The sequence below is a fragment of the Streptomyces sp. NPDC026417 genome, assembly GCF_055567695.1.
Genome location: NZ_JBVHPY010000016.1, coordinates 15,169 through 40,503, shown reverse-complemented (window position 1 = coordinate 40,503; position 25,335 = coordinate 15,169). Strand labels below are relative to the sequence as shown.

General features: G+C 72.1%; 27 protein-coding genes. 16 read left to right on the top strand and 11 right to left on the bottom strand.

Going from position 1 to position 25,335, the window contains the following annotated elements; genetic code table 11:
* Window positions 1-39 precede the first annotated feature (39 nt).
* Together dapE and ACZ4NT_RS24255 are read left to right on the top strand one after the other, a co-directional pair.
* On the top strand, window positions 40-1,119 hold the full coding sequence (dapE, locus tag ACZ4NT_RS24260; protein WP_121405809.1) for a succinyl-diaminopimelate desuccinylase: 1,080 nt from the start codon (window positions 40-42) through the stop codon (window positions 1,117-1,119).
* A gap of 110 nt (window positions 1,120-1,229) precedes the next feature.
* The gene (locus tag ACZ4NT_RS24255) at window positions 1,230-1,988 is read left to right on the top strand and encodes an LOG family protein (RefSeq protein ID WP_121405810.1); all 759 of its coding nucleotides are present in this window, start codon (window positions 1,230-1,232) and stop codon (window positions 1,986-1,988) included.
* 33 nt (window positions 1,989-2,021) lie between these two features.
* Here ACZ4NT_RS24255 and folP read toward each other — a convergent pair whose 3' ends face one another.
* Window positions 2,022-2,882 carry a dihydropteroate synthase gene (gene folP, locus ACZ4NT_RS24250; RefSeq protein WP_467727557.1) on the bottom strand — a complete coding sequence of 287 codons (861 nt, stop codon included), beginning with the start codon at window positions 2,880-2,882 and terminating at the stop codon, window positions 2,022-2,024.
* A gap of 156 nt (window positions 2,883-3,038) precedes the next feature.
* Between folP and ACZ4NT_RS24245 the strand changes: the two genes are divergently transcribed.
* Both ACZ4NT_RS24245 and ACZ4NT_RS24240 read left to right on the top strand, forming a co-directional pair.
* On the top strand, window positions 3,039-3,389 hold the full coding sequence (locus ACZ4NT_RS24245) for a DivIVA domain-containing protein (RefSeq protein ID WP_121405812.1): 351 nt from the start codon (window positions 3,039-3,041) through the stop codon (window positions 3,387-3,389).
* Window positions 3,386-3,964 carry a DNA-3-methyladenine glycosylase I gene (locus ACZ4NT_RS24240; protein WP_121405813.1) on the top strand — a complete coding sequence of 193 codons (579 nt, stop codon included), beginning with the start codon at window positions 3,386-3,388 and terminating at the stop codon, window positions 3,962-3,964. Before ACZ4NT_RS24245 ends, ACZ4NT_RS24240 begins: the two co-directional genes overlap by 4 nt.
* A 25-nt stretch (window positions 3,965-3,989) precedes the next feature.
* Here ACZ4NT_RS24240 and chcB read toward each other — a convergent pair whose 3' ends face one another.
* Window positions 3,990-4,796, bottom strand: coding sequence for a 2-cyclohexenylcarbonyl CoA isomerase (chcB, locus tag ACZ4NT_RS24235; RefSeq protein ID WP_121405814.1), 807 nt, complete (start codon window positions 4,794-4,796; stop codon window positions 3,990-3,992).
* A gap of 363 nt (window positions 4,797-5,159) precedes the next feature.
* Between chcB and ACZ4NT_RS24230 the strand changes: the two genes are divergently transcribed.
* Window positions 5,160-5,327, top strand: coding sequence for a DUF3117 domain-containing protein (locus tag ACZ4NT_RS24230; RefSeq protein WP_003966491.1), 168 nt, complete (start codon window positions 5,160-5,162; stop codon window positions 5,325-5,327).
* 144 nt (window positions 5,328-5,471) lie between these two features.
* Here ACZ4NT_RS24230 and ACZ4NT_RS24225 read toward each other — a convergent pair whose 3' ends face one another.
* Window positions 5,472-6,170 (bottom strand): O-methyltransferase, encoded by a 699-nt coding sequence (locus ACZ4NT_RS24225; protein ID WP_121405815.1) that lies wholly within the window; start codon window positions 6,168-6,170, stop codon window positions 5,472-5,474.
* Window positions 6,171-6,384: 214 nt separating this feature from the next.
* Between ACZ4NT_RS24225 and sigE the strand changes: the two genes are divergently transcribed.
* The 5 genes from sigE to ACZ4NT_RS24200 all read left to right on the top strand — a co-directional run bounded on the left by sigE (window position 6,385) and on the right by ACZ4NT_RS24200 (window position 11,714).
* Window positions 6,385-7,086 carry an RNA polymerase sigma factor SigE gene (sigE, locus tag ACZ4NT_RS24220; RefSeq protein ID WP_121405816.1) on the top strand — a complete coding sequence of 234 codons (702 nt, stop codon included), beginning with the start codon at window positions 6,385-6,387 and terminating at the stop codon, window positions 7,084-7,086.
* The gene (locus ACZ4NT_RS24215) at window positions 7,083-8,063 is read left to right on the top strand and encodes an anti-sigma factor (RefSeq protein WP_121405817.1); all 981 of its coding nucleotides are present in this window, start codon (window positions 7,083-7,085) and stop codon (window positions 8,061-8,063) included. Before sigE ends, ACZ4NT_RS24215 begins: the two co-directional genes overlap by 4 nt.
* A gap of 161 nt (window positions 8,064-8,224) precedes the next feature.
* A complete protein-coding gene (locus ACZ4NT_RS24210) occupies window positions 8,225-10,159 on the top strand; it encodes a S1C family serine protease (protein WP_467727554.1) in 1,935 nt (644 codons plus the stop codon).
* Between the two features lie 195 nt (window positions 10,160-10,354).
* Window positions 10,355-10,795, top strand: a complete 441-nt coding sequence (locus ACZ4NT_RS24205) for a sec-independent translocase (protein WP_467727552.1) — start codon at window positions 10,355-10,357, stop codon at window positions 10,793-10,795.
* A gap of 262 nt (window positions 10,796-11,057) precedes the next feature.
* Window positions 11,058-11,714 carry a hypothetical protein gene (locus ACZ4NT_RS24200; RefSeq protein ID WP_121405820.1) on the top strand — a complete coding sequence of 219 codons (657 nt, stop codon included), beginning with the start codon at window positions 11,058-11,060 and terminating at the stop codon, window positions 11,712-11,714.
* Between the two features lie 87 nt (window positions 11,715-11,801).
* Here the strand turns inward: ACZ4NT_RS24200 and ACZ4NT_RS24195 are convergent, their stop codons facing one another.
* Genes ACZ4NT_RS24195 through ACZ4NT_RS24185 form a run of 3 tightly spaced genes read right to left on the bottom strand, consistent with a single transcriptional unit; the run spans window position 11,802 to window position 14,852 of the window.
* Complete coding sequence (locus tag ACZ4NT_RS24195; RefSeq protein WP_121405821.1) at window positions 11,802-12,935, bottom strand: Mrp/NBP35 family ATP-binding protein; 1,134 nt, start codon at window positions 12,933-12,935, stop codon at window positions 11,802-11,804.
* A gap of 44 nt (window positions 12,936-12,979) precedes the next feature.
* Window positions 12,980-13,564 (bottom strand): DUF1003 domain-containing protein, encoded by a 585-nt coding sequence (locus ACZ4NT_RS24190; protein ID WP_121405822.1) that lies wholly within the window; start codon window positions 13,562-13,564, stop codon window positions 12,980-12,982.
* Window positions 13,554-14,852: a magnesium transporter MgtE N-terminal domain-containing protein gene (locus tag ACZ4NT_RS24185; protein WP_467727549.1), complete on the bottom strand. Its 1,299-nt coding sequence runs from the start codon at window positions 14,850-14,852 to the stop codon at window positions 13,554-13,556. The genes ACZ4NT_RS24190 and ACZ4NT_RS24185 overlap by 11 nt, the downstream gene beginning before the upstream one ends.
* 188 nt (window positions 14,853-15,040) lie before the next feature.
* Here ACZ4NT_RS24185 and ACZ4NT_RS24180 point away from each other — a divergent pair, with 188 nt between their 5' ends.
* Entirely contained in the window at window positions 15,041-15,799 is a 759-nt protein-coding gene (locus ACZ4NT_RS24180) for a hypothetical protein (protein WP_467727547.1), read from the top strand.
* A 40-nt stretch (window positions 15,800-15,839) separates the two neighbouring features.
* On the opposite strand, the gene ACZ4NT_RS24175 is transcribed toward ACZ4NT_RS24180, so the two are convergent.
* Both ACZ4NT_RS24175 and ACZ4NT_RS24170 read right to left on the bottom strand, forming a co-directional pair.
* Window positions 15,840-16,385: a hypothetical protein gene (locus ACZ4NT_RS24175; protein ID WP_467727545.1), complete on the bottom strand. Its 546-nt coding sequence runs from the start codon at window positions 16,383-16,385 to the stop codon at window positions 15,840-15,842.
* A gap of 45 nt (window positions 16,386-16,430) precedes the next feature.
* Window positions 16,431-17,543, bottom strand: coding sequence for a magnesium and cobalt transport protein CorA (locus tag ACZ4NT_RS24170; protein WP_121405825.1), 1,113 nt, complete (start codon window positions 17,541-17,543; stop codon window positions 16,431-16,433).
* A gap of 517 nt (window positions 17,544-18,060) precedes the next feature.
* On the opposite strand from ACZ4NT_RS24170, the gene ACZ4NT_RS24165 reads away from it, so the two are divergent.
* On the top strand, window positions 18,061-18,645 hold the full coding sequence (locus ACZ4NT_RS24165) for a suppressor of fused domain protein (RefSeq protein WP_121405826.1): 585 nt from the start codon (window positions 18,061-18,063) through the stop codon (window positions 18,643-18,645).
* Window positions 18,646-18,687: 42 nt separating this feature from the next.
* On the opposite strand, the gene ACZ4NT_RS24160 is transcribed toward ACZ4NT_RS24165, so the two are convergent.
* Window positions 18,688-19,941: an MFS transporter gene (locus tag ACZ4NT_RS24160; protein ID WP_467727542.1), complete on the bottom strand. Its 1,254-nt coding sequence runs from the start codon at window positions 19,939-19,941 to the stop codon at window positions 18,688-18,690.
* Window positions 19,942-20,104: 163 nt separating this feature from the next.
* Between ACZ4NT_RS24160 and ACZ4NT_RS24155 the strand changes: the two genes are divergently transcribed.
* The 3 genes from ACZ4NT_RS24155 to ACZ4NT_RS24145 all read left to right on the top strand — a co-directional run bounded on the left by ACZ4NT_RS24155 (window position 20,105) and on the right by ACZ4NT_RS24145 (window position 22,809).
* Complete coding sequence (locus ACZ4NT_RS24155; protein ID WP_121405828.1) at window positions 20,105-20,746, top strand: DUF6758 family protein; 642 nt, start codon at window positions 20,105-20,107, stop codon at window positions 20,744-20,746.
* Window positions 20,747-20,876: 130 nt separating this feature from the next.
* On the top strand, window positions 20,877-21,746 hold the full coding sequence (locus ACZ4NT_RS24150; protein WP_467727539.1) for a PHP domain-containing protein: 870 nt from the start codon (window positions 20,877-20,879) through the stop codon (window positions 21,744-21,746).
* Window positions 21,747-22,203: 457 nt separating this feature from the next.
* On the top strand, window positions 22,204-22,809 hold the full coding sequence (locus tag ACZ4NT_RS24145; RefSeq protein WP_121405830.1) for a MarC family protein: 606 nt from the start codon (window positions 22,204-22,206) through the stop codon (window positions 22,807-22,809).
* A 127-nt stretch (window positions 22,810-22,936) separates the two neighbouring features.
* Here the strand turns inward: ACZ4NT_RS24145 and ACZ4NT_RS24140 are convergent, their stop codons facing one another.
* Window positions 22,937-23,089 (bottom strand): hypothetical protein, encoded by a 153-nt coding sequence (locus tag ACZ4NT_RS24140; RefSeq protein WP_121405831.1) that lies wholly within the window; start codon window positions 23,087-23,089, stop codon window positions 22,937-22,939.
* Between the two features lie 236 nt (window positions 23,090-23,325).
* Here ACZ4NT_RS24140 and ACZ4NT_RS24135 point away from each other — a divergent pair, with 236 nt between their 5' ends.
* The gene (locus ACZ4NT_RS24135) at window positions 23,326-24,222 is read left to right on the top strand and encodes an NYN domain-containing protein (RefSeq protein ID WP_183116996.1); all 897 of its coding nucleotides are present in this window, start codon (window positions 23,326-23,328) and stop codon (window positions 24,220-24,222) included.
* A 31-nt stretch (window positions 24,223-24,253) separates the two neighbouring features.
* On the opposite strand, the gene ACZ4NT_RS24130 is transcribed toward ACZ4NT_RS24135, so the two are convergent.
* A complete protein-coding gene (locus tag ACZ4NT_RS24130) occupies window positions 24,254-25,186 on the bottom strand; it encodes an alpha/beta fold hydrolase (protein ID WP_467727536.1) in 933 nt (310 codons plus the stop codon).
* Between the last annotated feature and the right edge of the window lie 149 nt (window positions 25,187-25,335).

Here is a 25,335-nt window from a genome sequence, read left to right as displayed (position 1 = left end):
GGACGGAGGGGTCCGGAGCGGCGCGTTAGGCTCGGCGCCATGGCCGATACCCCGCTTGACCTCACGCTGGACGCTGCCGAGCTCACCGCCCAGCTCGTCGACTTCCCCTCGGAGAGCGGCAGCGAGAAGCCGCTCGCGGACGCCGTCGAGGCCGCGCTGCGCGCCCTGCCGCACCTGACGGTCGACCGGCACGGCAACAACGTCGTGGCCCGGACGAACCTCGGCCGCGCCGAGCGCGTCGTTCTCGCCGGTCACATCGACACCGTGCCGATCGCGGGCAACGTGCCGTCCCGGCTCGACGAGGACGGCGTCCTGTGGGGCTGCGGCACCTGCGACATGAAGTCCGGGGTGGCGGTGCAGCTGCGCATCGCGGCCACCGTCCCCGAGCCCAACCGCGACCTGACCTTCGTCTTCTACGACAACGAGGAGGTCGCCGCCCACCTGAACGGCCTCAGGCACGTGGCGGAGGCCCACCCCGACTGGCTCGCGGGCGACTTCGCGATCCTGCTGGAGCCGACGGACGGCCAGGTGGAGGGCGGCTGCCAGGGCACCCTCCGGATGCTGCTCAGGTTCACGGGGGAGCGGGCGCACTCCGCGCGCGCGTGGATGGGCTCCAACGCCATCCACGCCGCGGCCCCCGCCCTGGCCAGGCTCGCCGCGTACGAACCCCGCAGGCCGGTGGTGGACGGCCTGCAGTTCCACGAGGGCCTCAACGCGGTCCGCGTCGAGGGGGGCGTGGCCACGAACGTCATCCCCGACGCCTGCACCCTCGTGGTCAACTTCCGCTACGCCCCGGACCGCAGCGAGGCCGAGGCGGAGGCCTTCGTCCGTGACTTCTTCGCCGACTGCGGGGTGGACGAGTTCGTCGTCGACGACCACACCGGCGGGGCCCGCCCCGGGCTGACCCACCCGGCCGCCGCCGCCTTCCTGGCGGCCGTCGGCGGCGAGGCCCGCCCCAAGTTCGGCTGGACGGACGTCGCCCGCTTCAGCTCGCTCGGCGTGCCCGCCGTGAACTACGGCCCCGGTGAACCGCTGCTGGCCCACAAGGTCGACGAGCGGGTGAAGGCGTCCCTCGTCCCCGAGGCCGAGGAGCGGCTGCGCGCCTGGCTGACGTCCTGACAGCCCGGTCCCGCGGCACGGCGGTTCACGGCGGACATGCGCAGGTCCCCCCTCCGTAACCCGCGTAGATCTACGCTGGGGTGGAACTACCGCAAGCGGAGGGAGCGGACATGGCCACCGGCAACCCCGAGGGCAAGAACCGGCCACCGGAGGAGCAGCAGCTGGGACCGGTGCTGCGCAGGCGGGACCAGGTGCAGGCGAGCACCACGGACCAGCGGCTGCTCGACGAGCGTGCCCCTTCCGACTGGGTGCACACCGACCCCTGGCGGGTCCTGCGCATCCAGTCGGAATTCATCGAGGGCTTCGGCACGCTGGCCGAACTCCCGCCCGCGATCAGCGTGTTCGGCTCGGCCCGCACCCCGGCGGACTCCCCGGAGTACGCGGCCGGTGTCGAACTGGGCCGCGGCCTGGTCGAGGCCGGCTTCGCCGTGATCACCGGCGGCGGACCGGGCGCCATGGAGGCCGCCAACAAGGGCGCCTGCGAGGCCAAGGGCATCTCCGTCGGCCTCGGCATCGAGCTGCCCTTCGAGCAGGGCCTCAACCAGTACGTCGACATCGGCCTGAACTTCCGGTACTTCTTCGTCCGGAAGATGATGTTCGTCAAGTACGCCCAGGGATTCGTGGTGCTGCCCGGCGGGCTCGGCACCCTCGACGAGCTCTTCGAGGCACTCACCCTCGTCCAGACCCAGAAGGTGACGCGCTTCCCCATCGTCCTCTTCGGCACGGAGTACTGGGGCGGCCTCGTCGACTGGCTCAAGAACACCCTGATCGCCCAGGGCAAGGCCTCCGAGAAGGACCTGCTCCTGTTCCACCTGACCGACGACGTGGACGAGGCGGTCGCCCTGGTCTCGAAGGAGGCGGGCAGGTAACGGGCACAGCCCACCCGCCCCGCCCGCCGGGCGCTACGCCAGTCCCCGGCGGGCCACGGCGGGCGGACGGCGGCCCGCGATGGACGCGACCATGTCCAGCACCTGACGGGTCTCCGCCACCTCGTGGACGCGGTACACCTGCGCCCCCAGCCACGCCGAGACCGCGGTCGTCGCCAGTGTCCCGATCACCCGCTCCTTGACCGGCCGGTCCAGCGTCTCGCCCACGAAGTCCTTGTTGGACAGGGAGACGAGCACCGGCCATCCCGTGTCCACCATCTCGCCCAGGCGCCGCGTCGCCTCCAGGCTGTGCCGGGTGTTCTTCCCGAAGTCGTGCCCGGGGTCGATCAGCACCGACTCCCGCGGCACGCCCAGCGACACCGCGCGCTCCGCCAGCCCGACGGTCACCCGGAGGATGTCGGCCATGACGTCGTCGTACACCGTCCGGTGCGGACGCGTCCGCGGCTCCGAGCCCCCCGCGTGCGTGCACACCAGCCCGGCCCCGTACCGCGCGGCGACCTCCGCCAGCCGCGGATCGACCCCGCCCCACGCGTCGTTCAGCAGATCCGCGCCCGCCTCGCAGACCGCCTCGCCGACCTCGTGCCGCCAGGTGTCGACGCTGATGACCACATCGGGGAACCGGCGCCGGACCTCGGCGACGAAACCGACCGTGCGGCGGGCCTCCTCCTCGGCGGTGACCTCCTCGCCCGGCCCGGCCTTCACCCCGCCGATGTCCACGATGGCGGCACCCTCGGCCACCGCCTGCTCGACCCGGGCCAGCGCCGGCTCGTCGAGGAACGTCGCGCCCTGGTCGTAGAAGGAGTCCGGGGTCCGGTTCACGATCGCCATGATCACCGGCTCGTGCGCGTCGAATTCACGCCTGCCCAGCCTGAGCATCCCCTGTGACCTCTCCTCGTGTCCTCGTGGTTCCCGCTGTTCGACCGCCTGCGACCCTAGCTGTCAGAGTCGCATGGCACGATCGGACCCTGACACTTCCGATACTTTCCACGTCGGCGCGCCCCGCGCCGGCACCAGAGCGTGGGGACCTCAGCGATGTTCATGTTCTTGTTCCTGGTCGTCGCGCTCGCCGTCGTGGTCGCCGCGGTCACTCTGTCCGTGGTGGGCGGCGGCGAGAGCGGCCCGCTGACCGAGGTCCCGCCCGAGCGGCTGGACGATCCCCTGCCGCAGCACCGCCCGGTGACCCGCGCCGACGTGGACCTGCTGCGCTTCCCCCTCGCCGTCCGCGGCTACCGCATGGCGGACGTGGACGACGCCCTGGGCCGCCTCGCCGCCGAACTCGCCGAGCGGGACGCCCGGATCGCCGACCTGGAGGCCGCACTCGCGGGTGCCCGTGCCTCCGTCACCACCTCGCTGCGCAAGCACACCGAGGACGAGGACCGGTGAGCGCCGCCCTGCCCGGCACCGACGGGAGGCTGCGCTGCCCCTGGGCGCTGTCGACCGAGGACTACGTGGCGTACCACGACGAGGAGTGGGGCCGTCCCGTCCGCGGTGACGACGCCCTGTACGAGCGGCTGTGCCTGGAGGCCTTCCAGTCGGGCCTGTCCTGGATCACCATCCTGCGCCGGCGCCCCGGCTTCCGCGCCGCCTTCGCCGGGTTCGAGATCGCGAAGGTCGCGGCCTTCACCGAGGCGGACGCCGAGCGCCTCCTCGCCGACCCGGGCATCATCCGCAACCGCGCCAAGATCGAGGCGACGCTCGCCAACGCGCGCGTGCTGGCGGACTGGGCGCCGGGCGAGCTGGACGAGCTGATCTGGTCGTTCGCCCCCGAAGCGGCCTCCCGCCCCGCGCCGCGGACCCTCGCCGACGTGCCCGCCGTCACCGCCGAGTCCACCGCCCTGTCCAAGGAGCTCAAGAAGCGCGGCATCCGCTTCGTGGGGCCGACGACGGCGTACGCGCTGATGCAGGCGTGCGGCCTGGTCGACGACCACCTGGCGGACTGCGCGTCCCGGGGCCGCTGACCGCCCCGGGACCGCCGACCGGGGGCTAGCGCCCCAGGTACTTCGGCTTCTCCTTGTCGATGAACGCCTGCACGGCGATCGTGTGGTCCTCGGACGCGCCCGCCCGGGACTGGAGCTCGTCCTCCTTCTCCAGGGCCTCGTCCAGGGAGTGGGAGAGGGCGTAGGCGACGGACTCCTTCAGCGCGGCGTACGCGAGCGTCGGGCCCTCGGCGAGCCGGCGGGCCACCTTGACCGCCTCGGCGGCCAGCTCGGCGGACGGCACGATCCGGTTGGCGATGCCCAGCTCGTACGCCTCCTGCGCGGAGATGCTGCGCGGGAAGAGCAGCAGGTCCGCGGCGCGGCCGGGTCCGACGACCCGCGGCAGGGTCCACGAGATGCCCGAGTCGGCGGTCAGCGCCACCCCGGCGAAGGAGGTGTTGAAGGCCGCCGTGTCCGCGACGATCCGGTAGTCCGCGGCGAGCGCGAAGCCGAAGCCCGCTCCGGCCGCGACGCCGTTCACCGCCGCCACCACGGGCTTGGCCGCCCCGGTCAGCGCCCGCACGATCGGGTTGTAGTGCTCCTGCACCGTGCTCATGACGCCCTCGCCGCTGCCCGACTCGCGCGCCGCGAGCAGCCCGCCGACGTGTTCCTTGAGGTCCTGGCCGACGCAGAAGGCCCGGTCGCCCGCGGCGGTCAGCAGGACGGCCCGGACGGCGTCGTCCGCGGCGGCCTCCTGCGCCGCGTCCCGGAGGGCGACCTTGGTCGCGACGTTCATCGCGTTCATCGCCTCGGGGCGGTTCAGCGTGATCGTCGCCAGTCCGTCGCTCACCTCGTAGAGCACGGTGTCGGCCATGGTGGGTCCCCTCCGGTGTCGCGGCTCGTCGTACCGGTCGGTACGCACTGCTTCCGAGGACAGCATGGCGGAGATCGCGGACGGCGGCGCGGGCCGGACATGTGACCTGCGTCAAAGAATTCCGGCGCGGGAAAGTCCGTGCGGCGGCGCAGTATCGCAGCCACATCGCCGAATTGAGTGGTTTTGCTCAAGCGCGTTGCGCAAGCGATGCCGACTGATGTTGGTCATCGGGTCCTGAGATGCGGGATAATGGCCTGGAAGCAATGTGTTCGATGCCGGTGACGTGTGTCCTATGAGGGGACGTGCGTGCCCTCCTAAGGGGCCGTCGGCGACGATGAGCTGGTTTCAGGAAGGGGAACGAGCATGGCGGCCATGAAGCCGCGGACGGGCGATGGCCCGCTCGAGGTGACCAAGGAGGGGCGGGGCATCGTCATGCGCGTTCCGCTCGAAGGCGGCGGTCGGCTCGTCGTCGAGCTGACCCCTGACGAGGCCGACGCGCTTGGCGACGCCCTCAAGAAGGTCGTCGGCTGACGCGGAACGCGACCCTACCCTTTGCAGTCGTCCCGGCATCGTACGCGGTGCCGGGACGCTGTTGTGTGAGGGGTTCACGGCCCGCTCGCCGGCGCCGCAACCCCGGCGTAACACCTGGTCAGCGGCCTGCCGGGCGGTCCCGGGTCAGCGCTTGACGGCGCAGAGCAGGCCGTCGCCCACCGGGAGCAGCGAGGGCACCAGCTCCTGGCTCTCGCGCACCGCGCGCAGTAGTTCCCGCAGTCGCCCGACCTCGGCGGGCTGCGGTCCCGAGTCCACCGTGCGGCCGTCCGCGAAGACTCCCTCGAAGACCACGAGCCCGCCCGGGCGCAACAGGCGCAACGATTCAGCGAGATAGTCCAGGCACTCCAGACGGTCGCCGTCGCAGAAGACGAGGTCGTATCCGCTGTCCGCGAGCCGGGGCAGGACCTCCAAGGCGCGGCCCGGAATGAAGCGGGCCCGGTTGCTGGCGAAACCGGCGGCGCGGAAGGCCTGGCGGGCGAACTGCTGGCGCTCCGGCTCCGGATCCACGGTGGTCAGTACCCCGTCCGGCCGCATGCCGTGCAGAAGATGAATTCCGGAGACTCCGGTTCCGGTTCCGATCTCCGCCACCGCTTTCGCGTCCACGGTGGCGGCGAGCAACCGCAGCGCGGCACCCGTGCCGGGCGACACCGAGCGCAGGCCTGATTCGCGGGCCCGGTCGCGGGCCCAGCGCAGCGCCTCTTCCTCGGCGACAAAGGCGTCGGCGAACGCCCAGCTCGTCTGCCGGTTGCCGGTAATGACCCTCTCCTGTCCCCGTAGTTGCCTGGCCGTGACTGTATCCGTTGCCGTCGGGAACCCGCAGATGGGACCAGGCGTTTAGAAGAGTGCGGAAGGCAGTGGGGGGACGCTGATGGAGCAGGACACCGAGCAAGTGCTGACGCAGCCGCAGAAGCGCGTATCAATTTCTCGTAAAACCGCTTATCCGGAGCTAACGGGCGAGGTGGCTATGGTAGGGGCTCCACTGGACACCACCAGAGCCGACAGGGGAGGTGCGGCTGCGCCTGAGGATCGGGGAGGAGTGCTGCGGCGCTTTCTCAGGTCGGCGGGTGAGCCGAAATCCGTGATTGACACCGCTGACCGTTCCCGCACCGCAGGTTCCGCACAGACCGCGACTTTCGCCACCGATGCGGACTCGCAGGCGTGGACTCCGCCCACCTGGGAGGAGATCGTCAGCACGCACAGCGGCCGGGTCTACCGGCTCGCCTATCGCCTGACCGGCAATCAGCACGACGCCGAGGACCTCACCCAGGAGGTCTTCGTCCGTGTCTTCCGTTCGCTGTCGACCTACACGCCCGGCACCTTCGAGGGCTGGCTGCACCGCATCACCACGAACCTCTTCCTGGACATGGTGCGCCGCAAGCAGCGCATCCGCTTCGACGCCCTCGGCGACGACGCGGCCGAGCGCCTCCCCAGCCGCGAGCCCTCGCCCCAACAGGTCTTCAACGACGCGCACTTCGACGCCGACGTGCAGCAGGCGCTGGACACCCTCGCGCCCGAGTTCCGCGCCGCGGTCGTCCTCTGCGACATCGAAGGACTCTCGTACGAGGAGATCGCCGCGACCCTCGGCGTCAAGCTCGGCACGGTCCGCAGCCGGATCCACCGCGGCCGCTCCCAGCTGCGCAAGGCCCTGGCGCACCGGTCTCCGGAAGCCCGCGCCGAGCGCCGCGGCTTCGCCGTCACGGGAGTCCCCGCGCTGGGGGGAGGGGGCGCGACCGCGTGAGTGGATCCCGGCCCGACCCCGCCGAACGGCGTGTGGCAGATCAGCACCTCGGGGACCGACTTTCCGCCCTGGTGGACGGAGAGCTCGGTCATGACTCGCGCGAGCGGGTCCTGGCCCACCTCGCGACCTGCGCGAAGTGCAAGGCCGAGGCGGACGCGCAGCGCCGCCTGAAGAACGTGTTCGCGGAAGTGGCTCCGCCGCCGCCCTCCGAGAGCTTCCTGGCCCGCCTGCAGGGACTCCCCGGTGGAGGCGACTCCGACGACGGCGGCTCCCCGCTGGGCCGGAGCGGCTTCGGCGGAAGACTTCCCGGCTCCGACCGTCACTCGGGCGTCACCGGGGTCTTCGGAGTGCCGGGTGACTCCTTCGGCTACGTGCCCACGGGACCGCACGCCGACGTGCTGCCCTCCTCGGGGCGCGGCTTCCGCATCCACGACGTCGGCCGCCCGGACACCGACCGGTCGGCCTCCCGCGGGCTGCGCTTCGCCTTCGCCGCCGCGGGCGCGGTGTCGCTGGCCGCCGTCGCGCTCGGCGGGGTGTCCACCGGCGTCGCGGGCGACACCACGGACACGCGCGGTGGCTCCGGCTCCGGCAGCAATGTGACGCCGCTGCGTTCCCAGGGCACCGGCGGCGCGACGACTCCCGACTCCCAGCGCCGGCGGTCCGCCGCTCCCCTGCTCGCCCAGGGCCAGCGATCGCTCGGTGACGGCCCCGTCATACCCACCTCGCTGTCCGCGCCCCTGCTGCCCGGAGTCCCTACTCCGCCGTCGGGCCAGGAAGCCATGCACACGCTGGCCACCCCCATCGTGGCCGGTGCCGCCGCCATGTCCCCGCTCATACGTCCGCTCGCCACGGCCCAGCCCACCGAACCGGCCACCTGGTCGGCGTCGTGGGACGTCGTGCGGCCGGGCCTGCTCACCGCGTCGCCGTACACCTCGTCCCCCTCTCCCTCCCCGACCTCCCCCCGTTCCGCCCGCTGACCCCCGACCGCCGGCCGGGCCCCGGCCGTTGTCTGCGCGGTGACCCGTGAACCTGGTTGAATCCTGGGTGGGCCGCGCCCGCGGGAGGGATCCGGGCGCGGAGTCGACAATCTGCGGTGACCGCCGGTGCCGTCGTGCCGCGGGCCGGGTGTGGGGAGAGCATGGACCAGGGGAAGCCCGCGAAGGAGAAGTGGTGGAACCGGCCCCGGCCGCAGGACGCGGGGACCGACCCGGCCACGGACCGGGTGGAGCCTCCGGAGGCCGCCGGGACGGTGCCTTCCGCGCCCCGGGACGCGGCGCCCGCTCCGGCCGGGCCAGCGGAGACGGAGCCGGCGAGCGAGGCCACCGCGGACGGTGACTTCGAACTGCGGCGTCCACGCCCCGCAGGCACCGGTTCCGGTGGCGACTTCGAACTGAGCCGACCCGAGCGGGCGGCCGCGCCGGGCGAGTCCGCCGAGGGCGACTTCGAGCTGGAGAGCCCCGCCCCGACGTCCGGCCGGCCGGACGCGGTGCCTCCGCAGACGGCCGGCACCGTACCGACGCAGGACGCGGGCGCCGTGCCCCCGGGCACCCCCGTCCAGGAGGGCGCCGAGTCGCCGGGCGTGGCCGGTGCCGTACCCCCGCCGGCGCCCGGTGCCGTCCCGGGCCCCGCGGCGGCCCCCGAGCGTCCTCGGGCGCTGCACGCACCCGACCCCTACGGCACCCCTCCGTACGGACACCCCGGGCCCTGGGCACCCGCTCCGCCGGTCCAGCACCCCGGGGCCACTCCGGCCCAGGGCACGCACGTGGCGCCCGCCGTGTCGGCTCCGCCGGTCCAGCACCCCGGGGCCGCCCAGACCCCCGGCACGCACGTGGCGCCCGTCCTGCCCGCCGCGGAGGGCGGGGCGGCGGCCGCGCCGGGTCCCTGGCGGAACTACGACCCGTGGGCCGCGTCCAAGCCGCTCCAGCAGAACGGGGCCGCCGTCGCCACCACCTCCCAGCGGCGCCGACGGGCGAAGCGGATCATCGTCGGCGGCGCCCTCCTCGTCGCGCTGGTCTCCGGCGGCGTGGGCGGCCTCGTGGGCGCCTATCTGGAGCGCAACGGCGGCATGGTCGACGTCGAGCTCCCCCAGGCCGGGAAGGAGCCGAGCGGCCGGGCTCCGGGCACCGTCGCCGGGATCGCGGCGGGCGCCCTGCCCAGCGTCGTCACCCTGCACGTGAGCGGCTCGGACGCCCAGGGCACCGGCACCGGATTCGTGCTCGACGGCTCGGGCCACATCCTCACCAACAACCACGTGGTGGAGCCCGCCGGGACCGGCGGGGAGATATCGGTGACCTTCAGCGGCGGCCAGACCGCGACCGCCGAGGTCGTCGGACGCGACAGCGGCTACGACCTCGCCGTCGTCAAGGTCGGCTCGGTGAGCGGACTGGAGCCCCTGCCGCTGGGCAACTCGGACAACGTGCAGGTCGGCGACGCCGTCGTCGCCATCGGAGCCCCCTTCGACCTTCCCAACACCGTCACCTCCGGCATCATCAGCGCCAAGGAGCGGCCGATCACCGCGGGCGGCGAGAAGGGCGACGGCAGCGACATCTCGTACGTCGACGCCCTGCAGACGGACGCGCCCATCAACCCCGGCAACTCCGGCGGCCCCCTTCTCGACTCCAAGGGCCGTGTCGTCGGCATCAACAGCGCCATCCGCTCGGCCGACAGCGGCTCCGACCTGGAAAGCGGTCAGGCCGGTTCGATCGGGCTCGGCTTCGCCATCCCCATCAACCAGGGCAAGCGCGTCGCCGAGGAGTTGATCAACACCGGCAAGGCGACGCATCCGGTGATCGGCGTCACCCTCGACATGGAGTACGGCGGCGACGGCGCCCGGGTCAACACCAAGGCCGAGGGCGGCGGCGCACCGGTCACCCCCGGCGGCCCGGGCGACCGGGCCGGCATCGAGGCGGGCGACGTGATCAAGGAGGTCGACGGCAAGCCCGTCCACTCCGGCGAGGAGCTGATCGTCAGGATCCGCGCCCACCGGCCCGGCGACCGTCTCGACCTCACCCTGGACCGCGACGGCACCGACAGGCGGCTCACCCTGGTCCTCGGCTCCGCCGACGGCGACTGACGGCACCTTCACAGGCGGGGCCCACCAGCCCGCCCGTTCCCCGCGACCAACGGCGGACATCGCGGGGAACGGGCCGTGTACACGAAGCCGGGAGGCCCGGGACAGTACCGGACGGACGGGATCGGCGGGTACCGTGGACCCGGCCCGGACCACGGAAGACCTGCCGAGGGCCGAGGACATCGCAAGGAGCTTCAGGTGTTCAATGACATAGGACCGCTCGAGCTGGTGACGCTCGTTGTCCTCGCCGTGCTCGTCTTCGGTCCGGAGAAGCTCCCGAAGATGATCCAGGACGTCACGCGCACCATCCGCAAGATCCGCGAGTTCTCGGAGAGCGCGAAGCAGGACATCCGCGAGGAGCTCGGCCCCGAGTTCAAGGACTTCGAGTTCGAGGACCTGAACCCCAAGACCTTCCTGCGCAAGCAGCTGGACAACGACGAGCTGGGGCTCAAGGAGATCCGCAACGGCTTCGACCTGAAGAAGGAGATGGCCGAGGTCACGGACGCGGTGCACAGCCGGGACGCCGAGTCCTCCGCCGACGCGTCGAACGGCAGTGCGGGCGGCTCCGTCGACATGACGAAGAAGCGCGAGAAGCTCGACGCGGACGAGCGCCCGCCCTTCGACGCGGACGCCACCTGACCTTTCGCACACCCTCCCGGGGGCGTCCCTCCGTCGCGCGTCCGGGCCGCAGCCCCTGTGTGTACGTGATATGAGTCATACACGTACGCCCTCGTTCACGGCCCGAATCGGCCGCGCACGCGACCCACGCGCCGGGCGGCTTCCCGGCTGCTCGCAACGGGGTGGCTATGCTGCCCAGTTGTTGTGCGGACCAGGTGTGAGCGAGGACGCCCGCGGGGGGCGGGCCGCTCGGGTCCAACAAGAGCGAGGAGGCGTCCGGGAGATGGAGACGACAAGTCGGGTAGGCGCGCAGGCGCCGGCCGCGGAGGGCGGACAACAGGTCCCCTCCGCCCGGCGCACGGTCGACGGCTACCTGCTCGCGCCCTTCCCGTGGTACGGCCTCGACGAGGCCTTCACGGGTCCGCGCTGGCTGATGCAGGTCGGTACCTCGGCGGACGGTGCCGTCGAGCACGGGTCGATCGGGCACGGCGACGAGCCCACGGTGCGCAGCGAGTCCACCGAGGACAAGGAACGGTTCGCGGTGGTCGTCACCGTCGCGGCCAGCCCCGTACGGCGTAGTGCCGACGGCACGGGAATGCTGGAGGCCACCTCGGTCTCCTCGGCGGCCTGGCTCGCCGGGGTGGGGCTGCTCTCGTTCACCTGGCCGGGGCAGATGGACCACACCCTGCGGGACGACTGGCTGGACCAGCAGACCGAGACCGCGTGGGTCCTCGCCGACGACCTGACCGGCTCCGACTGGTCCACGCTGTCGCTCCCCGTGGACGGCGTCCCCACGCCCTTCCACTACCGGGAGTCGGAGTTCGGCTGGGTGCTGGCCGGCTCCACCCAGGAGGGCGTGCACGTGGGCGCGTACGGGCGGGGGATGAGCGCGTACGGGCTCGGCTTCTCGATGATCAAGGACATCGCCGCGTACGCCTAGGACACGAAGGTCCCGGGTGCCGGAGGGCGCCCGGGGACGCCGAAGGGGGCACCGTCGTCGGACGGTGCCCCCTTCGGCGTACCGGGGTCAGAACTTGTTGCGCGGGGTGATGCCCAGCGACATGCCCGACAGGCCGCGCTGACGGCCGCCCAGCTTGCCCGCGATGCCCCGCAGGGCGGCGCCCGCCGCGGAGTCCGGGTCGGACAGCACCACCGGCTTGCCCTCGTCGCCGCCCTCGCGCAGGCGGACGTCGATCGGGATGGAGCCGAGGACCGGCACCGTCGCCCCCGTGGTGCGCGTGAGGCCGTCGGCGACGGTCTGGCCGCCGCCCGTGCCGAAGACGTCGACCATCTCGCCGCAGTGCGGGCAGGGCAGCCCGGACATGTTCTCCACGACGCCCACGATCTTCTGGTGGGTCTGGACGGCGATGGAGCCGGCCCGCTCGGCGACCTCGGCGGCGGCCTGCTGCGGGGTCGTGACGACGAGGATCTCCGCGTTCGGGACCAGCTGCGCGACCGAGATCGCGATGTCGCCGGTACCCGGGGGCAGGTCGAGGAGGAGGACGTCCAGGTCGCCCCAGTACACGTCCGCCAGGAACTGCTGCAGGGCGCGGTGGAGCATCGGGCCGCGCCACACCACGGGCGCGTTGCCCGGGGTGAACATGCCGATCGAGATGACCTTCACGCCGTGCGCGGACGGCGGCATGATCATGTTCTCGACCTGGGTCGGGCGGCCGTCGACGCCCAGCATGCGGGGCACCGAGTGGCCGTAGATGTCGGCGTCGACGACGCCCACCTTCAGGCCGTCCGCCGCCATCGCCGCGGCCAGGTTCACCGTCACCGAGGACTTGCCCACGCCGCCCTTGCCGGAGGCGACCGCGTACACCCGGGTCAGCGAGCCGGGCTTGGCGAAGGGGACCTCGCGCTCGGCCTGGCCGCCGCGCAGCGCGCCGGCCAGTTCCCGGCGCTGCTCGTCGCTCATGACGTCCAGCGTGACGTCGACGCGCGTGACGCCCTCGACCGCCTGGACCGCCTCGGTCACGTTGTTGGTGATGGTCTCGCGCATCGGGCAACCGGAGACGGTCAGGTACACCGCGACCGCGACCGCGCCATCCGCACCGATCTCCACGGACTTGACCATCCCCAGTTCGGTGATGGGTCGGTGGATCTCGGGGTCGTTCACCGTCGCCAGCGCTTCGCGCACCGCGTCTTCCGTAGCCATAGCCACGATGGTACGGCGCCGGACGGGGGAGCCGGAAAGCCCTCTCACCGGTCGTCTACGTCACGTCCGCGCATGTGCTCCGCCGGGAATACGACCCGGCCGTCCCCGTGCCGCTCCTCCAGCTCCTTGACCACGTCCTGGAGTTCGGAGCGGATCCAGTCCCGCGTGGCCACCTCCCCGAGGCCCACCCGCAGCGCGGCGATCTCCCGGGTCAGGTACTCGGTGTCCGCGATCGACCGCTCGTTCTGCTTGCGGTCCTGTTCGAGATTGACCCGGTCGCGGTCGTCCTGGCGGTTCTGCGCGAGCAGGATCAGCGGAGCCGCGTAGGAGGCCTGGAGCGACAGCATCAGCGTCAGGAAGATGAACGGGTACTGGTCGAAGCGCAGGTCCCGGGGTGCGGCGATGTTCCACACCACCCACACCACCACGACGGCGGTCATCCAGACGATGAACCGGCCGGTGCCCAGGAACCGGGCGATCCGCTCCGAGAGCCGCCCGAAGGCCTCCGGGTCCCATTCCGGCAGCAGCCTGCGGCGCCGCGGCAGCGGCTGGTCGAGCCGGTTGCGCGGGCGGGGAGCGGCGGTCGACCCCGAGGGCGCCCGCTCGCGGGAGTCGCGGTCAGGCGCCATGAGCGGCTCCCGTGCCCTCGCCCGCGGGCACCTCGTCGAGGTGGAACTCCGTCTCGCGCCAGTCGTCCGGCAGCATGTGGTCCAGGACGTCGTCCACGGTCACCGCACCCAGCAGCGAACCGCTCTCGTCGACGACGGGTGCCGCGACCATGTCGTACGTGGCGAAGAAGCCGGCCACCACGGGCAGCTCCGCGCCCGGCGCCAGCGGCTGCAGATCGTCGTCGACCAGCGCGCCGACGAGGGTGTACGGCGGGTCGCGCAGCAGCCGCTGGAAGTGCACCGTGCCGAGGTACTTCCCGGTCGGCGTCTCGTCCGGCGGGCGGCACACGTACACCTGGGCGGCGAGGGCCGGGGAGAGGTCGGCGTTGCGGACCCGGGCGAGGGCGTCGGCGACGGTCGCGTCGGGGCGCAGCACGATCGGCTCGGTGGTCATCAGACCGCCCGCGGTGCGGTCCTCGTACGCCATCAGCCGCCGCACGTCCGCCGCCTCGTCCGGCCGCATCAGCGCGAGCAGCCGTTCCTTGTCCGCCTCGGGCAGCTCGCCCAGCAGGTCGGCCGCGTCGTCCGGGTCCATCGCCTCCAGCACGTCCGCCGCGCGCTCCTCCTTGAGCTTGCCGAGGATCTCGATCTGGTCGTCCTCCGGGAGTTCCTCCAGCACGTCGGCGAGGCGGTCGTCGTCCAGCGCCGCCGCCACCTCGGCACGCCGCTTCGACGACAGGTGGTGCAGCACGTTCGCCAGGTCGGCGGGGCGCAACTGCTCGAAGGTGGCGAGGAGGCTCTCCGCGCCCTGCCCGTGCTCCTCCAGAGAGAAGCCGGTGACGGCGGACCACTCGACGGTCAGCGTCTCGCCCTTGGCGCGCCGGAAGGCCCCGCTCTTGCCCTTCCGCACGAAGACCCGGTCGATCTCCCAGTCACGGCGGGCGGGCAGCTGCTGGACCGACACGTCGAGGACGGTCACCTCCTCCCCGCTCTCGGCGAGCCGCACCCGCCGGTCGAGCAGCTCGCCGAACACGAGCCGTTCGGTGGGCCGCTGCTCGAAGCGCCGCACGTTGAGCACACCGGTGGTGATGACCTGGCCGGACTCGATGCCGGTGACGCGCGTCATCGGCAGGAAGATGCGGCGGCGCGTGGACAGCTCGACGACCAGGCCCAGCAGCCGGGGCGGGCGCCGGCCGACGCGCAGCATGGCGACGAGGTCGCGCACCCGCCCGACCTGGTCGCCGTTGGGATCGAAGACGGCGGTGCCGGAGAGGTGCGAGACGAAGATCCTCGGGGCGCCTGCCGCCATGCCCCCGCCTCCTTCACGTACGGAACGCTATGTGCCTCGATGTCCGCTCGGATGGGCTTCAGGCTAGCCCGTCCCGGTCGGATACGCCCTGGTGAACGGTGCGGACGGACTGCCTCCGAAGGGCCCGGCCGACCCCGGTACGCTGCCGTACGCCGTTGAGGACCCCCGCACGAGAGGCAGCCCCACCTGTGACTGCAATTCCCCAGGGCCGTACCCGCAGCGCCGTACTGCTGGGCGCGGTGTGCGCGCTGGTCGTGACGGGGACGGGACTGACGGGGTGCAGCAGTGAGGACCCGGACGCGGGCACCAACGGGGTCGGCAAGCTGTCCGCCGACAAGATCCAGAGCAGAACGCGTACGGCCGCGAACGCGGCGGAGGCGGTGCGGCTCTCGGGAACCGTGGTGACCAACGGGCGCACCTACCGACTCGACATGCGCCTCAAGGACGACGGCGGCACGGGGTCGGTCACCTCCAAGGGGGCGACGTTCCGGCTGCTGCGGGTGGGCGAGCACCTCTTCCTGAAGGCCGACGCGGAGTTCTGGACCCACCAGGACGGCTCGGGCGACGACGCCGGTTCGGACGCCGAGGCCGCCGACAAGCTGGAGGGCATGTACGTGAAGGTCCCGACCGGGGACCCCGCCTACAAGCGCTTCAGCGGTTTCACCGACAAGGACGTCCTTCTCGACGGGCTGCTCACCCTGCACGGCGCCCTCGCCACGGACGGCCGCCACGAGGTGGGCGGCACGCGCACCGTGCGGATCAGCGCCGGCAAGGGCTCGGGCGGCAGCCTCGACGTGTCCCTGGAGGGGAAGCCGTACCCCCTCCTCCTGGTCCGGGCCGGAGACGCCGGCACGCTGCGCCTCACCGACTGGGGCGAGGACTTCGCCCTGGCGGAGCCCTCGAAGAAGGAGACGGTCGACTACGGGCAGCAGCTGCCCGCCTCGTAGCCGCCGCGTGCCCGGTGGCCGGGTGTCCCGATGTCCCGCGCTAGCGCTTGCGCCGCTTGAACAGGAGCCGGGGCAGGCCGGCGGGGGCGGGCCTGCGGGTCGTCGCCGGGGTCGGGACCGGCGGCGCCGCCAGCGAGCCGTCCGGGAGCGCACCCGTGGTGCCCCTCGGTTCCAGGCGCAGCACCCGGCACTCGTTCGCCCAGCGCTCGGGCATGGCCTCTCCGTCCGGCGCGTTCAGCCGCTTGCCCTTGAGGTCGGCGACGGCCGCCTCCCACTGCGGGGAGCGGGGCGCCAGCTCCACGACCCCGGCGGCCCAGGACACCAGCCGTCCGCCCTTGTCCTTGCTGCGGACGGTGACGACCGCGTCGCCCCCGTCGGCCAGTCCCGGCAGCGGCTGCTCGCCGGGCCCGTCGCCGACCAGGCACACCGCGCCGTCGTGCCAGACGTGCCACAGGGCCCGCGCGGGCGCCTGGTGGCCCCCGGGGAGGTCCGGCTCGGGTGCCACCCGGCCGGCCGTCACCCAGATCAGCCCGGACTTCTTGGTGGCCTCCTCGACGAGGGCCTGGTCGAGCAGCTTCTCCGTCATGGGGGCAAGACTATCCAGCGCCCCCACGCCGCTCCCCGGCCCCGCTCAGAGCCAGCCGTTGCGCTTCAGCGTGCGGTGGATGCCCAGGCAGATGACCACGGTGATGCCCATCACCACGGGGTAGCCGAAGCGCCAGTGCAGCTCCGGCATGTGCTCGAAGTTCATCCCGTAGACCCCGCACACCATCGTCGGTACGGCGATGATGGCGGCCCAGGACGTGATCTTGCGCATGTCCTCGTTCTGCGCGACGGAGGCCTGCGCCAGGTTCGCCTGCAGGATCGAGTTGAGCAGCTCGTCGAAGCCGATGACCTGCTCCTGCACCCGGACCAGGTGGTCGGCGACGTCCCGGAAGTACTTCTGGATGTCGGGGTCGATCAGCCGCATCGGCCGCTCGCTCAGCAGCTGCATGGGACGCAGCAGGGGCGACACCGCCCGCTTGAACTCCAGTACCTCGCGCTTGAGTTGGTAGATCCGCCCGGCGTCCGTGCCGCGCGGGGTGCCCTTGCGGCCCGGCGAGAACACCTCGGTCTCGACCTCGTCGATGTCGTCCTGCACGGCGTCGGCGACCGCGATGTACCCGTCCACGACGTGGTCGGCGATCGCGTGCAGCACGGCCGAGGGCCCCTTGGCCAGCAGCTCGGGGTCGTCCTGCAACCGGTGCCGCAGTGCCCGCAGCGAGCCCTGCCCGCCGTGCCGGACGGTGATGAAGAAGTCCCGCCCGGTGAAGCACATGACCTCGCCGGTCTCCACCACCTCGCTGGTGGCGGTGAGTTGGGTGTGCTCGACGTAGTGGATGGTCTTGAAGACGGTGAACAGGGTGTCGTCGTACCGCTCCAGCTTGGGCCGCTGGTGGGCCTGCACGGCGTCCTCCACGGCCAGCGGGTGCAGCCCGAACTCGCTGGCGATACCCGCGAATTCGGCCTCGGTCGGCTCGTGCAGGCCGATCCACACGAAGCCGCCGTCGCGCCGCACCTGGCGCATCGCCTCGTGCGGGGACAGCTGCTCGGAGGCCTCGACGCGCGCACCGTCGAGGTAGACCGCGCAGTCGACCACGGCGGACGGGGTGGCCGGGTCGCGAGTGGCGTCGTACGAGCCACTGTCCTTGCGCAGGGAGGGGCGCGGACGAACCGCTGCGCGGAGGTCGCGGATCATCGACATGGCAGGCTCCTTAACAACGGAGGCCGCCGGCGACGGTTGGAACTGCCCGGAATGGGGACGTCCTGACTGCGGAATGTTTGGCACGTCCACAAAGCGGGGAGCACCGCACCGTCGCGGTGGCAGCTTCGCTACTGATTCAGATCAGACGGATCAGTCGGATGGATCAGGCGGAAACGAAGTGCTCTTCCGTCGGTGCACCGGACAGACAAAGATGCGAGCGCGAGAGGCGGCAGCAGGCAGAGCCAGAGCTACGTCAGCGGCCGGAAGAGCGGGTGGTACTGCACGGTCGACTTCGGTCCATTGCAGCCCCACCTCCTCCGGCCGGTCCCCCGTGAGGGACGATCCATCCCCCGTAGGGGAGTCTCATGCGTCGAGGCTCGAGAGCGACGCTTCTGCGTGCTGCCCCGACCAGCGGCCAAGACTATCAGCGCACGGAAGCGTCAAGCCGCCGCTTTGCCCGTTGTTGACACGTGGTCCGGGATCCTCGCGGGGTGAACCCGCCGCCTATGCTCGGCGTATGGCAGATGTTCTTCCGCTGGTCGAGGCTCGGTTGCGCTCCGCGCTGGGCGAACCGGACGCGCGCGCCGCGGTCACCTTTCTGGGCACGGACCGCATCGAAGTGCTGCGCTTCACAGCGGGCGACCTCGTCCGCTACGCGACCCTCGGCATGTCGCTGCAGCCGATGACGGACCCGACCGCGGCCCTCGCCGACCCGGTCAAGGGGCCGCGCGCCGAGCTGGTCCTGTCGGTGCGCGCCGGCGGCGCCGACACCGACAAGGTGCTCCGCCCGCTGGCCGTACTGGCCGCCTCCCCGCAGGTGGAGGGCCTCGTCGTGGCCCCCGGCGCCTCGCTGGACGTGGGCGAACCCCTGTGGCCGGGCGCGCCGTTCACGTCCGTACTGGTGGCCGAGTCGGGCGGCCTGGTGGAGGACCTCGAACTGGACGCGCCCGCCGATCCCGTACGGTTCCTGCCGCTGCTGCCGATGACCCCGAACGAGGCCGCCTGGAAGCGGGTGCACGGCGCGGGTGCCCTCCAGGAGCGCTGGCTGACCAGCGGAACGGACCTGCGCGATCCACGGCGCACGTCCGTCCCGCTCGACTGAGCCGAGCCGGCTGAGGCCGGGTCAGTCCCCGGCCCGCGCGGCTCAGTCGGCGAAGACCGTCACACCGTCCTCGATGGCGTGCCGCGGCTCCAGGTCCTCCGCCTCGTGGGTCAGCGCGGCGCGCCGGACGAGGACCACCACCGCACCCAGCACCGCCGTGACCGCCGCGACCACGAACGGCACGCGGACGTTGCTCCACTCCTCGATCTTCGGCGCGAAGTAGGGCGCCGCGGCCGCCGCGAACCAGCGCACGAAGTTGTAGCCGGCACTCGCCACCGGGCGCGGCGCGTCCGAGACGCCGAGCGCCAGCTCCGTGTAGACGGTGTTGTTCACGCCGATGAAGGCTCCGGACAGGATCGTGCAGACCACCGCGGTCGTGTGGTCGCCGTAGCCGAGCACGAGGACGTCGGCGGCGAGGAGCACGAGTGAGCCGTCGAGCACCTTGAGCGAGCCGAACCGGGCCTGCATCCGGGGTGCCACGATCACCGAGAAGACGGCCAGCAGCAGACCCCAGCAGAAGAACACGGCACCCGACTTGTACGGGGTCATGTCCAGCACGAACGGGGTGAAGGCCAGCACGGTGAAGAACGTGTAGTTGTAGAAGAACGCCGAGGCGGCGGCCGAGGCGAGCCCGCCGTGCCCGAGCGCCCTGATCGGGTCGAGCAGGGAGGTCCTGCGGGCGGGCTTCGGCTGCTCCTCGAGGAACGCCGTGATGCAGAGGAAGCCGATCGCCATCAGGACGGCGGTGCCGAAGAACGGGTAGCGCCAGCTCGCGTCCCCGAGCAGCGCGCCGAGCAGGGGCCCGCACGCCATGCCGAGGCCGAGCGCCGACTCGTACAGCAGGATGGCCGCGGCGCTGCCGCCCGCCGCCGCGCCGACGATGACCGCGAGGGCCGTCGAGACGAACAGGGCGTTGCCGAGCCCCCAGCCCGCGCGGAAGCCGACCAGTTCGCCCACCGAGCCCGAGGTGCCCGCGAGTCCGGCGAAGACCACGACGAGAGCGAGTCCCGCCAGCAGCGTCCTGCGGCCGCCGATCCGGCTGGAGACGAAGCCGGTCACCAGCATCGCGACCGCCGTGATCAGGAAGTACGAGGTGAAGAGCAACGACACCTGGTCGGCCGTGGCGTCGAGGCCCCTGGCGATGGAGGGCAGGATCGGGTCGACGAGCCCGATGCCCATGAAGGCGACGACGGCCGCGCCGGCGGTCGCCCAGACGGCCTTCGGCTGGCGCAGGATTCCGCCGGCCCCCGAGTCGAAGGGATCCGCCTCCGCGGGCCCTCCCGTGCTGCTGTCCATGCCTGCTCCTTCGCTGCTCGCGGGGAGATCGTTGTCGCATACACAGAATAAGTTAGCTCGGCTAATTAATGCAAATACCATCTACTTCCTCGGTGTGAAGGGCACACGCCGGACGGGTGATCGTCCTTGACGCGGCGCAGGACGGGGAGGACCGTTGGGGCCTATGAGGGGCGAACCCAGTTGCCCGAAGTGTGGTGGCCGGGTCAGGGCTCCCGGCCTCTTTTCCGACTCCTGGCAGTGCGATGTCCACGGGACGGTGCATCCGTTGCAGCCCGTGATCCCGCCCAGCGTCGAGGCTCTCGGTGTCGTGGTGCACCGCGCGCAGGTTCCGGTGTGGATGCCGTGGCCGCTGCCGGTCGGCTGGCTCTTCACGGGCGTCGGCTGCGCGGGCGACGACCGCAGCGGCGGCCGCGCGACCGTGGTGGCCTGCTCGGGTCCCGGCCCGCTGGGCGGGATGGGGGAGCTGGTCCTCGTCGCCGAGGAACTCGGCGTCGGCCTCGGCGCGCGGTACGCGGGCGTCGACGGTCCCGACCCCGGCCCGTATCTCGACGTGGAGAAGCCTCCCCAGGCCAAGGTGCTCGCGGCCGGCCGGCCGACCCCGCTCTGGCTGGTCTCCGGCTCCCCGGCCGACCGGGCCGTCTTCGCGGGCGAGGCCCGCGGCCTGTGGCTGTGGGCCGTCGTGTGGCCGGAGCAGTCGGGACTGCTGATGTACGACGAGCTGGTGCTGACGGATCTGCGCGACGCCGGCGCGGAGGTGGACCTGCTGCCGTGCGGCGCGCTGTCTCCGCGGATTCTGGAGCCGTAGGCGGTCGGGGGCTCCGGGGCCTTCGAGGCGTAGGGGGCGCACCCGGGTAGCGGGTGTGACAGGGGAGTGCTGGATTCCCGTTATCCTTGAGCAGCCCCCTTCCGTCCCGTCACCGCTTGGAGTCCGCGTCGTGCGCATCGATCTGCACACCCACTCCACCGCCTCCGACGGCACGGACACCCCCGCCGAGCTGGTCCGCAAGGCCGCCGCCGCCCGGCTGGACGTCGTCGCGCTGACCGACCACGACACGACGCGGGGGCACGCCGAGGCGATCGCCGCCCTCCCCGAGGGGCTGACGCTGGTCACCGGCGCGGAGCTCTCCTGCCGTCTCGACGGCGTCAGCATGCACGTACTGGCGTACCTCTTCGACCCCGAGGAGCCCGATCTGCTCGCCGAGCGGGAGCTGGTCAGGGACGACCGGGTGCCGCGCGCCCGCGCCATGATCGACAAGCTCCGGGAGCTCGGCGTCCCGATCAGCTGGGAGCAGGTGGCGCGGATCGCGGGCGAGGGCTCGGTCGGCCGCCCCCACGTCGCCTCCGCCCTGGTCGAGCTGGGCGTCGTCCCCACGGTCGGTGACGCCTTCACCGGGGAGTGGCTGGCCGACGGCGGCCGGGGCTACGTCCCCAAGCACGAGACCGACCCCTTCGAGGCGATCAGGCTGATCAAGGGGGCGGGCGGCGTCGCCGTGTTCGCCCACCCCGGTGCGGCCAAGCGCGGCAGGACGGTCTCGGACGGCGCGATCGCCGAGCTGGCCGCCGCCGGACTCGACGGCATCGAGGTCGACCACATGGACCACGAGCCGGCCACCCGGGCCCGGCTGCGCGGCCTCGCCGCCGAGGTCGGGCTGCTCACCCTGGGGTCCTCGGACTACCACGGCAGCCGTAAGACGTGTGCGCTCGGCGAGTACACCACCGACCCCGAGGTCTACGGGGAGATCACCCGGCGGGCCACCGGGGCGTTCCCCGTGCCCGGGGCGGGTGGAGGCCGCCGCTCCGTCTAGGTTCCGATTTCCCGGCGCTCCTGGTCCTGGTCCCGGTCTCCGCAGGTCGGTTTGCCGGTACTCCGGTCACCGGATCGGCGCCTCGGTCCCGGCTTCGCGGCTCACGGCTTCCGGTGCTGCGGTCTTCCGGTTCCGGTGCCTCGGCCTTCGGCTCCGCCGCTTCGGCTCCGGTGCGCCGGTTTCCGGCGGTGACCGCACTGGCGCGGCTGCGGGCCCCGTCATGGTCTCGATTCGCTTCCGGCTGCGGTCTCGGTTTCGGCATCGGTTTCGGGTCGATGCTGACGGTGGCCGCGGTGCGTTCGCGGCTCCGCCCCGGCCGGTCGGCCGTACCGGAGCTTCGGCGAGCGCCGCCGCCCGGCCCCGCCTGTCGCCGGGCCTCGGCACCCGCTCCCCGAGACGCCTTCCCCGGCGCGCCCCCGTCCCGTCCCATCCCCTTCGCACCCAGCAAGGCACCACCGTGTTCGACGTCGCCGTATTCGGCTCCCTCTTCCTGACCCTCTTCGTGATCATGGATCCCCCCGGGATCACCCCGATCTTCCTCGCGCTCACCGCCGGGCGCCCCGGCAAGGTGCAGAAGCGCATGGCCTTCCAGGCCGTCTGCGTGGCCGGCGGCGTGATCGCCGTGTTCGGACTGCTCGGGCACCAGATCCTGGACTACCTGCATGTGTCCGTCCCGGCACTGATGATCGCGGGCGGGCTGCTCCTGCTGCTGATCGCCCTCGACCTGCTGACCGGCAAGACCGACGAGCCCAAGCAGACCAAGGACGTCAACGTCGCCCTCGTACCGCTGGGCATGCCGCTGCTGGCCGGTCCCGGTGCCATCGTGTCCGTGATCCTCGCCGTCCAGAAGGCGGACACCGTGTCCACGCAGGTGTCCGTGTGGGCGGCCATCCTCGCCATCCACGTGGTGCTGTGGCTGGTGATGCGCTACTCGCTGCTGATCATCCGCGTCATCAAGGACGGCGGCGTCGTGCTCGTGACCCGCCTTGCGGGCATGATGCTCTCCGCGATCGCCGTGCAGCAGATCATCAACGGCGTCACGCAGGTCATCCAGGGCGCCTGAACCGGGCGGGGAGCCCCTCGGGGTCCCGCGGGCGCGGGCAACGCGCGAAGCCCCCGCGCGGCGTCTGCCGTGCGGGGGCTTCGAAGTCTGCGGTGTGTCCGCGGGTTACGTGGCAAACGCCCGCGGGTTACGAGGCAGTCGAGTCGGCCGGGCGGATCCAGAGGCGCTGGCCGATGGCCGCTGCCTGCTGAACGATCCGGTTGACGGAGGCGGCGTCCACGACGGTCGTGTCCACGGGGGTTCCGTCGACATCGTCGAGTCGCATGATTTCGAAGCGCATGGGCTTCTCCCTTCGTCTGGTCATCCTCCTGAGGAGAACTACTGATGAGTGAGGCGTGAGGCGTGGGTGCCCCGTCGCTTCCTACGGATACAACGGGATGCGTGTTACAAACATTCCCTACGCTAAGGAAAATTTTCGAGAACCTAATTACTGACCGGTAAGGCTCTCTCGGGGCCGCCGGGGGACCGAACGGGACCGGTTGTGTTCGCAGCGTGACCGCCGGGACAATAGAGGCAATGAACGACGACCTCGCGGCGCTCGGCGGCCGCATCGACCGTACGAACGAGCTGCTCCAGCGCATGCTCGCCGAGGTGGCGAAGACGCCCTCGACCCACGCGATCTTCGTCGACGCCGGCTATCTCTACGCGGCCGCGGGACGGCTCGTCGCGGGGACCGAGGACCGTCGGGCCTTCGACCTCGACGCGGAAGGCCTCATCGAGGCGCTCATCGACCGGGCCCGCACGATCTTCGCGGACAGCAGGCTGCTGCGCGTCTACTGGTACGACGGCGCCCGGCGCCGCATCCACACCGCCGAGCAGCAGTCCGTCGCCGAACTGCCCGACGTGAAGGTCCGCCTCGGCAACCTCAACGCCAACAACCAGCAGAAGGGCGTGGACTCGCTGATCCGCAGCGACCTGGAGTCGCTCGCGCGGCACCGCGCCATCAGCGACGCCGCGCTGCTCGGCGGCGACGAGGACCTGGTGTCCGCCGTCGAGGCGGCGCAGGGGTACGGGGCGCGGGTCCACCTGTGGGGGATCGAGGCGCCCGAGGGCCGCAACCAGGCCGAGCCGCTGCTGTGGGAGGTCGACAGCCAGCGGACGTTCGACCTCGACTTCTTCAAGCCGTACGTGTCCCGGCGCACCGGCGCCGCGTACGAGGGCAGCGGGGCGGCCCGGCCCGCGCGGGAGGACGTGCGGTTCGTGGGGGCGCAGATCGCCGCGAAGTGGCTGGCGGCGCGGGGGCGGGAGGCGCTCGTCGAGCTGCTGCCCGGTCATCCCTACCTGCCGGGGTCCGTCGACCAGGACCTGCTCGTGGAGGCCGAGGGGATGCTCCAGTACTCCCTGCGGGGGCAGGCGGATCTGCGGCGGGCGCTTCGGGACGGGTTCTGGTCGCATCTCCAGGCGCAGTACTAGGGGCGCCCTCCAGTAAGGGGGCGCCCCTCTGCTAGGGGAGGGCGCCTTCCTGGGTCTCGCAGCGGTTCCAGAAGCCGGCCAGGGCCCGGGCCGTTTCCTGCGGCTGGTCCGTGTTCGGGGAGTGCTCGGCTCCGTGGACGACGGTGCGGTGGGCGCCGAGGCGTACCGCCATGTCGTCCAGGAGGGGCACCGGCCAGGTGTCGTCCCGGGCGCCGGAGACCACGTGCATCGGGAGGGGTACGGCGGCGAGTTCGGCCACGCGGTCGGGCTCCGTGCACAATTGACGGCCGGTCGCGATGAGTTGGGCGGGGCTGTTGCTCAGCCAGCGGCGGCGGAGGTCGTCTCGGTCGTCCAGACCCGCGTCGAGGTCGGCGGAATCGAGGTCGTCGTGCGCGAGGGTCGCGGGGTCGGTCTCCTCGGGGGGTTCCATCGCCTGGATGGCCTCCCAGACGTCGGCCATGCTCATCACGGCGAGGGCGTCGCGCAGCAGCTTCACGCGCTGCTGCTGCGACGGTGAGATCTGGGCGGGGCCGGACGACATGAGGGTGAGCGACCTGAACGGGGTCGGGTCCAGCAGCACCGCGGCGCGGGCGATCTGGCCGCCGAGGGAGTGGCCGACGATGTGCAGGGGGGTGCGGAGGGCGGTCGCCTGTGCCAGTACGTCCAGCGCCAACTCGCTCTGCGCGTAGGGAGATTCGTCGTCGTGGGGGCCCGGGGTCTCGTACTGGCCGCGTCCGTCCACGGCGACGGTGCGGTATCCGGCGGCCGCCAACGGCTCGTGCAGCGCGATGAAGTCCTCCTTGCTTCCGGTGAAACCCGGGAGCAGCAGGGCGGTTCCTCTCGGCGGTGCGTCCGGCGATGCCGCCGTCGGGGCGGCGTCGAGTACGGCGAACTCGCCGCGGGGGGTCGCGAGGCGGTACGCGCGGACACCGGGCGGCGGGGCGAAACTGGGCGGCCTGCTCATGGTTCGAGGCTACGGGGTGCGGTGGGGCGCGGCTTGTCCGGTGGGTGCGTGGCCTGTGCGGTGGTGCGTTGTCGGTGCGGGTGCGCTGTCGGTGGGGTGGGTGGGTCGGGGCCGTGCCGGTACATCCGCTCGTCGCCGGTTGGCACCTC

Coding starts and splice junctions, on each gene's coding strand:
- ACZ4NT_RS24160 (WP_467727542.1), bottom strand. CDS start 19,941: ATGGACAGCAGCACGGGAGGGCCCGCGGAGGCGGATCCCTTCGACTCG.
- ACZ4NT_RS24155 (WP_121405828.1), top strand. CDS start 20,105: ATGAGGGGCGAACCCAGTTGCCCGAAGTGTGGTGGCCGGGTCAGGGCT.
- ACZ4NT_RS24200 (WP_121405820.1), top strand. CDS start 11,058: ATGGAGACGACAAGTCGGGTAGGCGCGCAGGCGCCGGCCGCGGAGGGC.
- ACZ4NT_RS24195 (WP_121405821.1), bottom strand. CDS start 12,935: ATGGCTACGGAAGACGCGGTGCGCGAAGCGCTGGCGACGGTGAACGAC.
- ACZ4NT_RS24140 (WP_121405831.1), bottom strand. CDS start 23,089: ATGCGCTTCGAAATCATGCGACTCGACGATGTCGACGGAACCCCCGTG.
- ACZ4NT_RS24245 (WP_121405812.1), top strand. CDS start 3,039: ATGTTCATGTTCTTGTTCCTGGTCGTCGCGCTCGCCGTCGTGGTCGCC.
- ACZ4NT_RS24255 (WP_121405810.1), top strand. CDS start 1,230: ATGGCCACCGGCAACCCCGAGGGCAAGAACCGGCCACCGGAGGAGCAG.
- chcB (WP_121405814.1), bottom strand. CDS start 4,796: ATGGCCGACACCGTGCTCTACGAGGTGAGCGACGGACTGGCGACGATC.
- folP (WP_467727557.1), bottom strand. CDS start 2,882: ATGCTCAGGCTGGGCAGGCGTGAATTCGACGCGCACGAGCCGGTGATC.
- ACZ4NT_RS24190 (WP_121405822.1), bottom strand. CDS start 13,564: ATGGCGCCTGACCGCGACTCCCGCGAGCGGGCGCCCTCGGGGTCGACC.
- ACZ4NT_RS24210 (WP_467727554.1), top strand. CDS start 8,225: ATGGACCAGGGGAAGCCCGCGAAGGAGAAGTGGTGGAACCGGCCCCGG.
- ACZ4NT_RS24135 (WP_183116996.1), top strand. CDS start 23,326: ATGAACGACGACCTCGCGGCGCTCGGCGGCCGCATCGACCGTACGAAC.
- ACZ4NT_RS24165 (WP_121405826.1), top strand. CDS start 18,061: ATGGCAGATGTTCTTCCGCTGGTCGAGGCTCGGTTGCGCTCCGCGCTG.
- dapE (WP_121405809.1), top strand. CDS start 40: ATGGCCGATACCCCGCTTGACCTCACGCTGGACGCTGCCGAGCTCACC.
- ACZ4NT_RS24185 (WP_467727549.1), bottom strand. CDS start 14,852: ATGGCGGCAGGCGCCCCGAGGATCTTCGTCTCGCACCTCTCCGGCACC.
- ACZ4NT_RS24130 (WP_467727536.1), bottom strand. CDS start 25,186: ATGAGCAGGCCGCCCAGTTTCGCCCCGCCGCCCGGTGTCCGCGCGTAC.
- ACZ4NT_RS24230 (WP_003966491.1), top strand. CDS start 5,160: ATGGCGGCCATGAAGCCGCGGACGGGCGATGGCCCGCTCGAGGTGACC.
- ACZ4NT_RS24170 (WP_121405825.1), bottom strand. CDS start 17,543: ATGTCGATGATCCGCGACCTCCGCGCAGCGGTTCGTCCGCGCCCCTCC.
- ACZ4NT_RS24175 (WP_467727545.1), bottom strand. CDS start 16,385: ATGACGGAGAAGCTGCTCGACCAGGCCCTCGTCGAGGAGGCCACCAAG.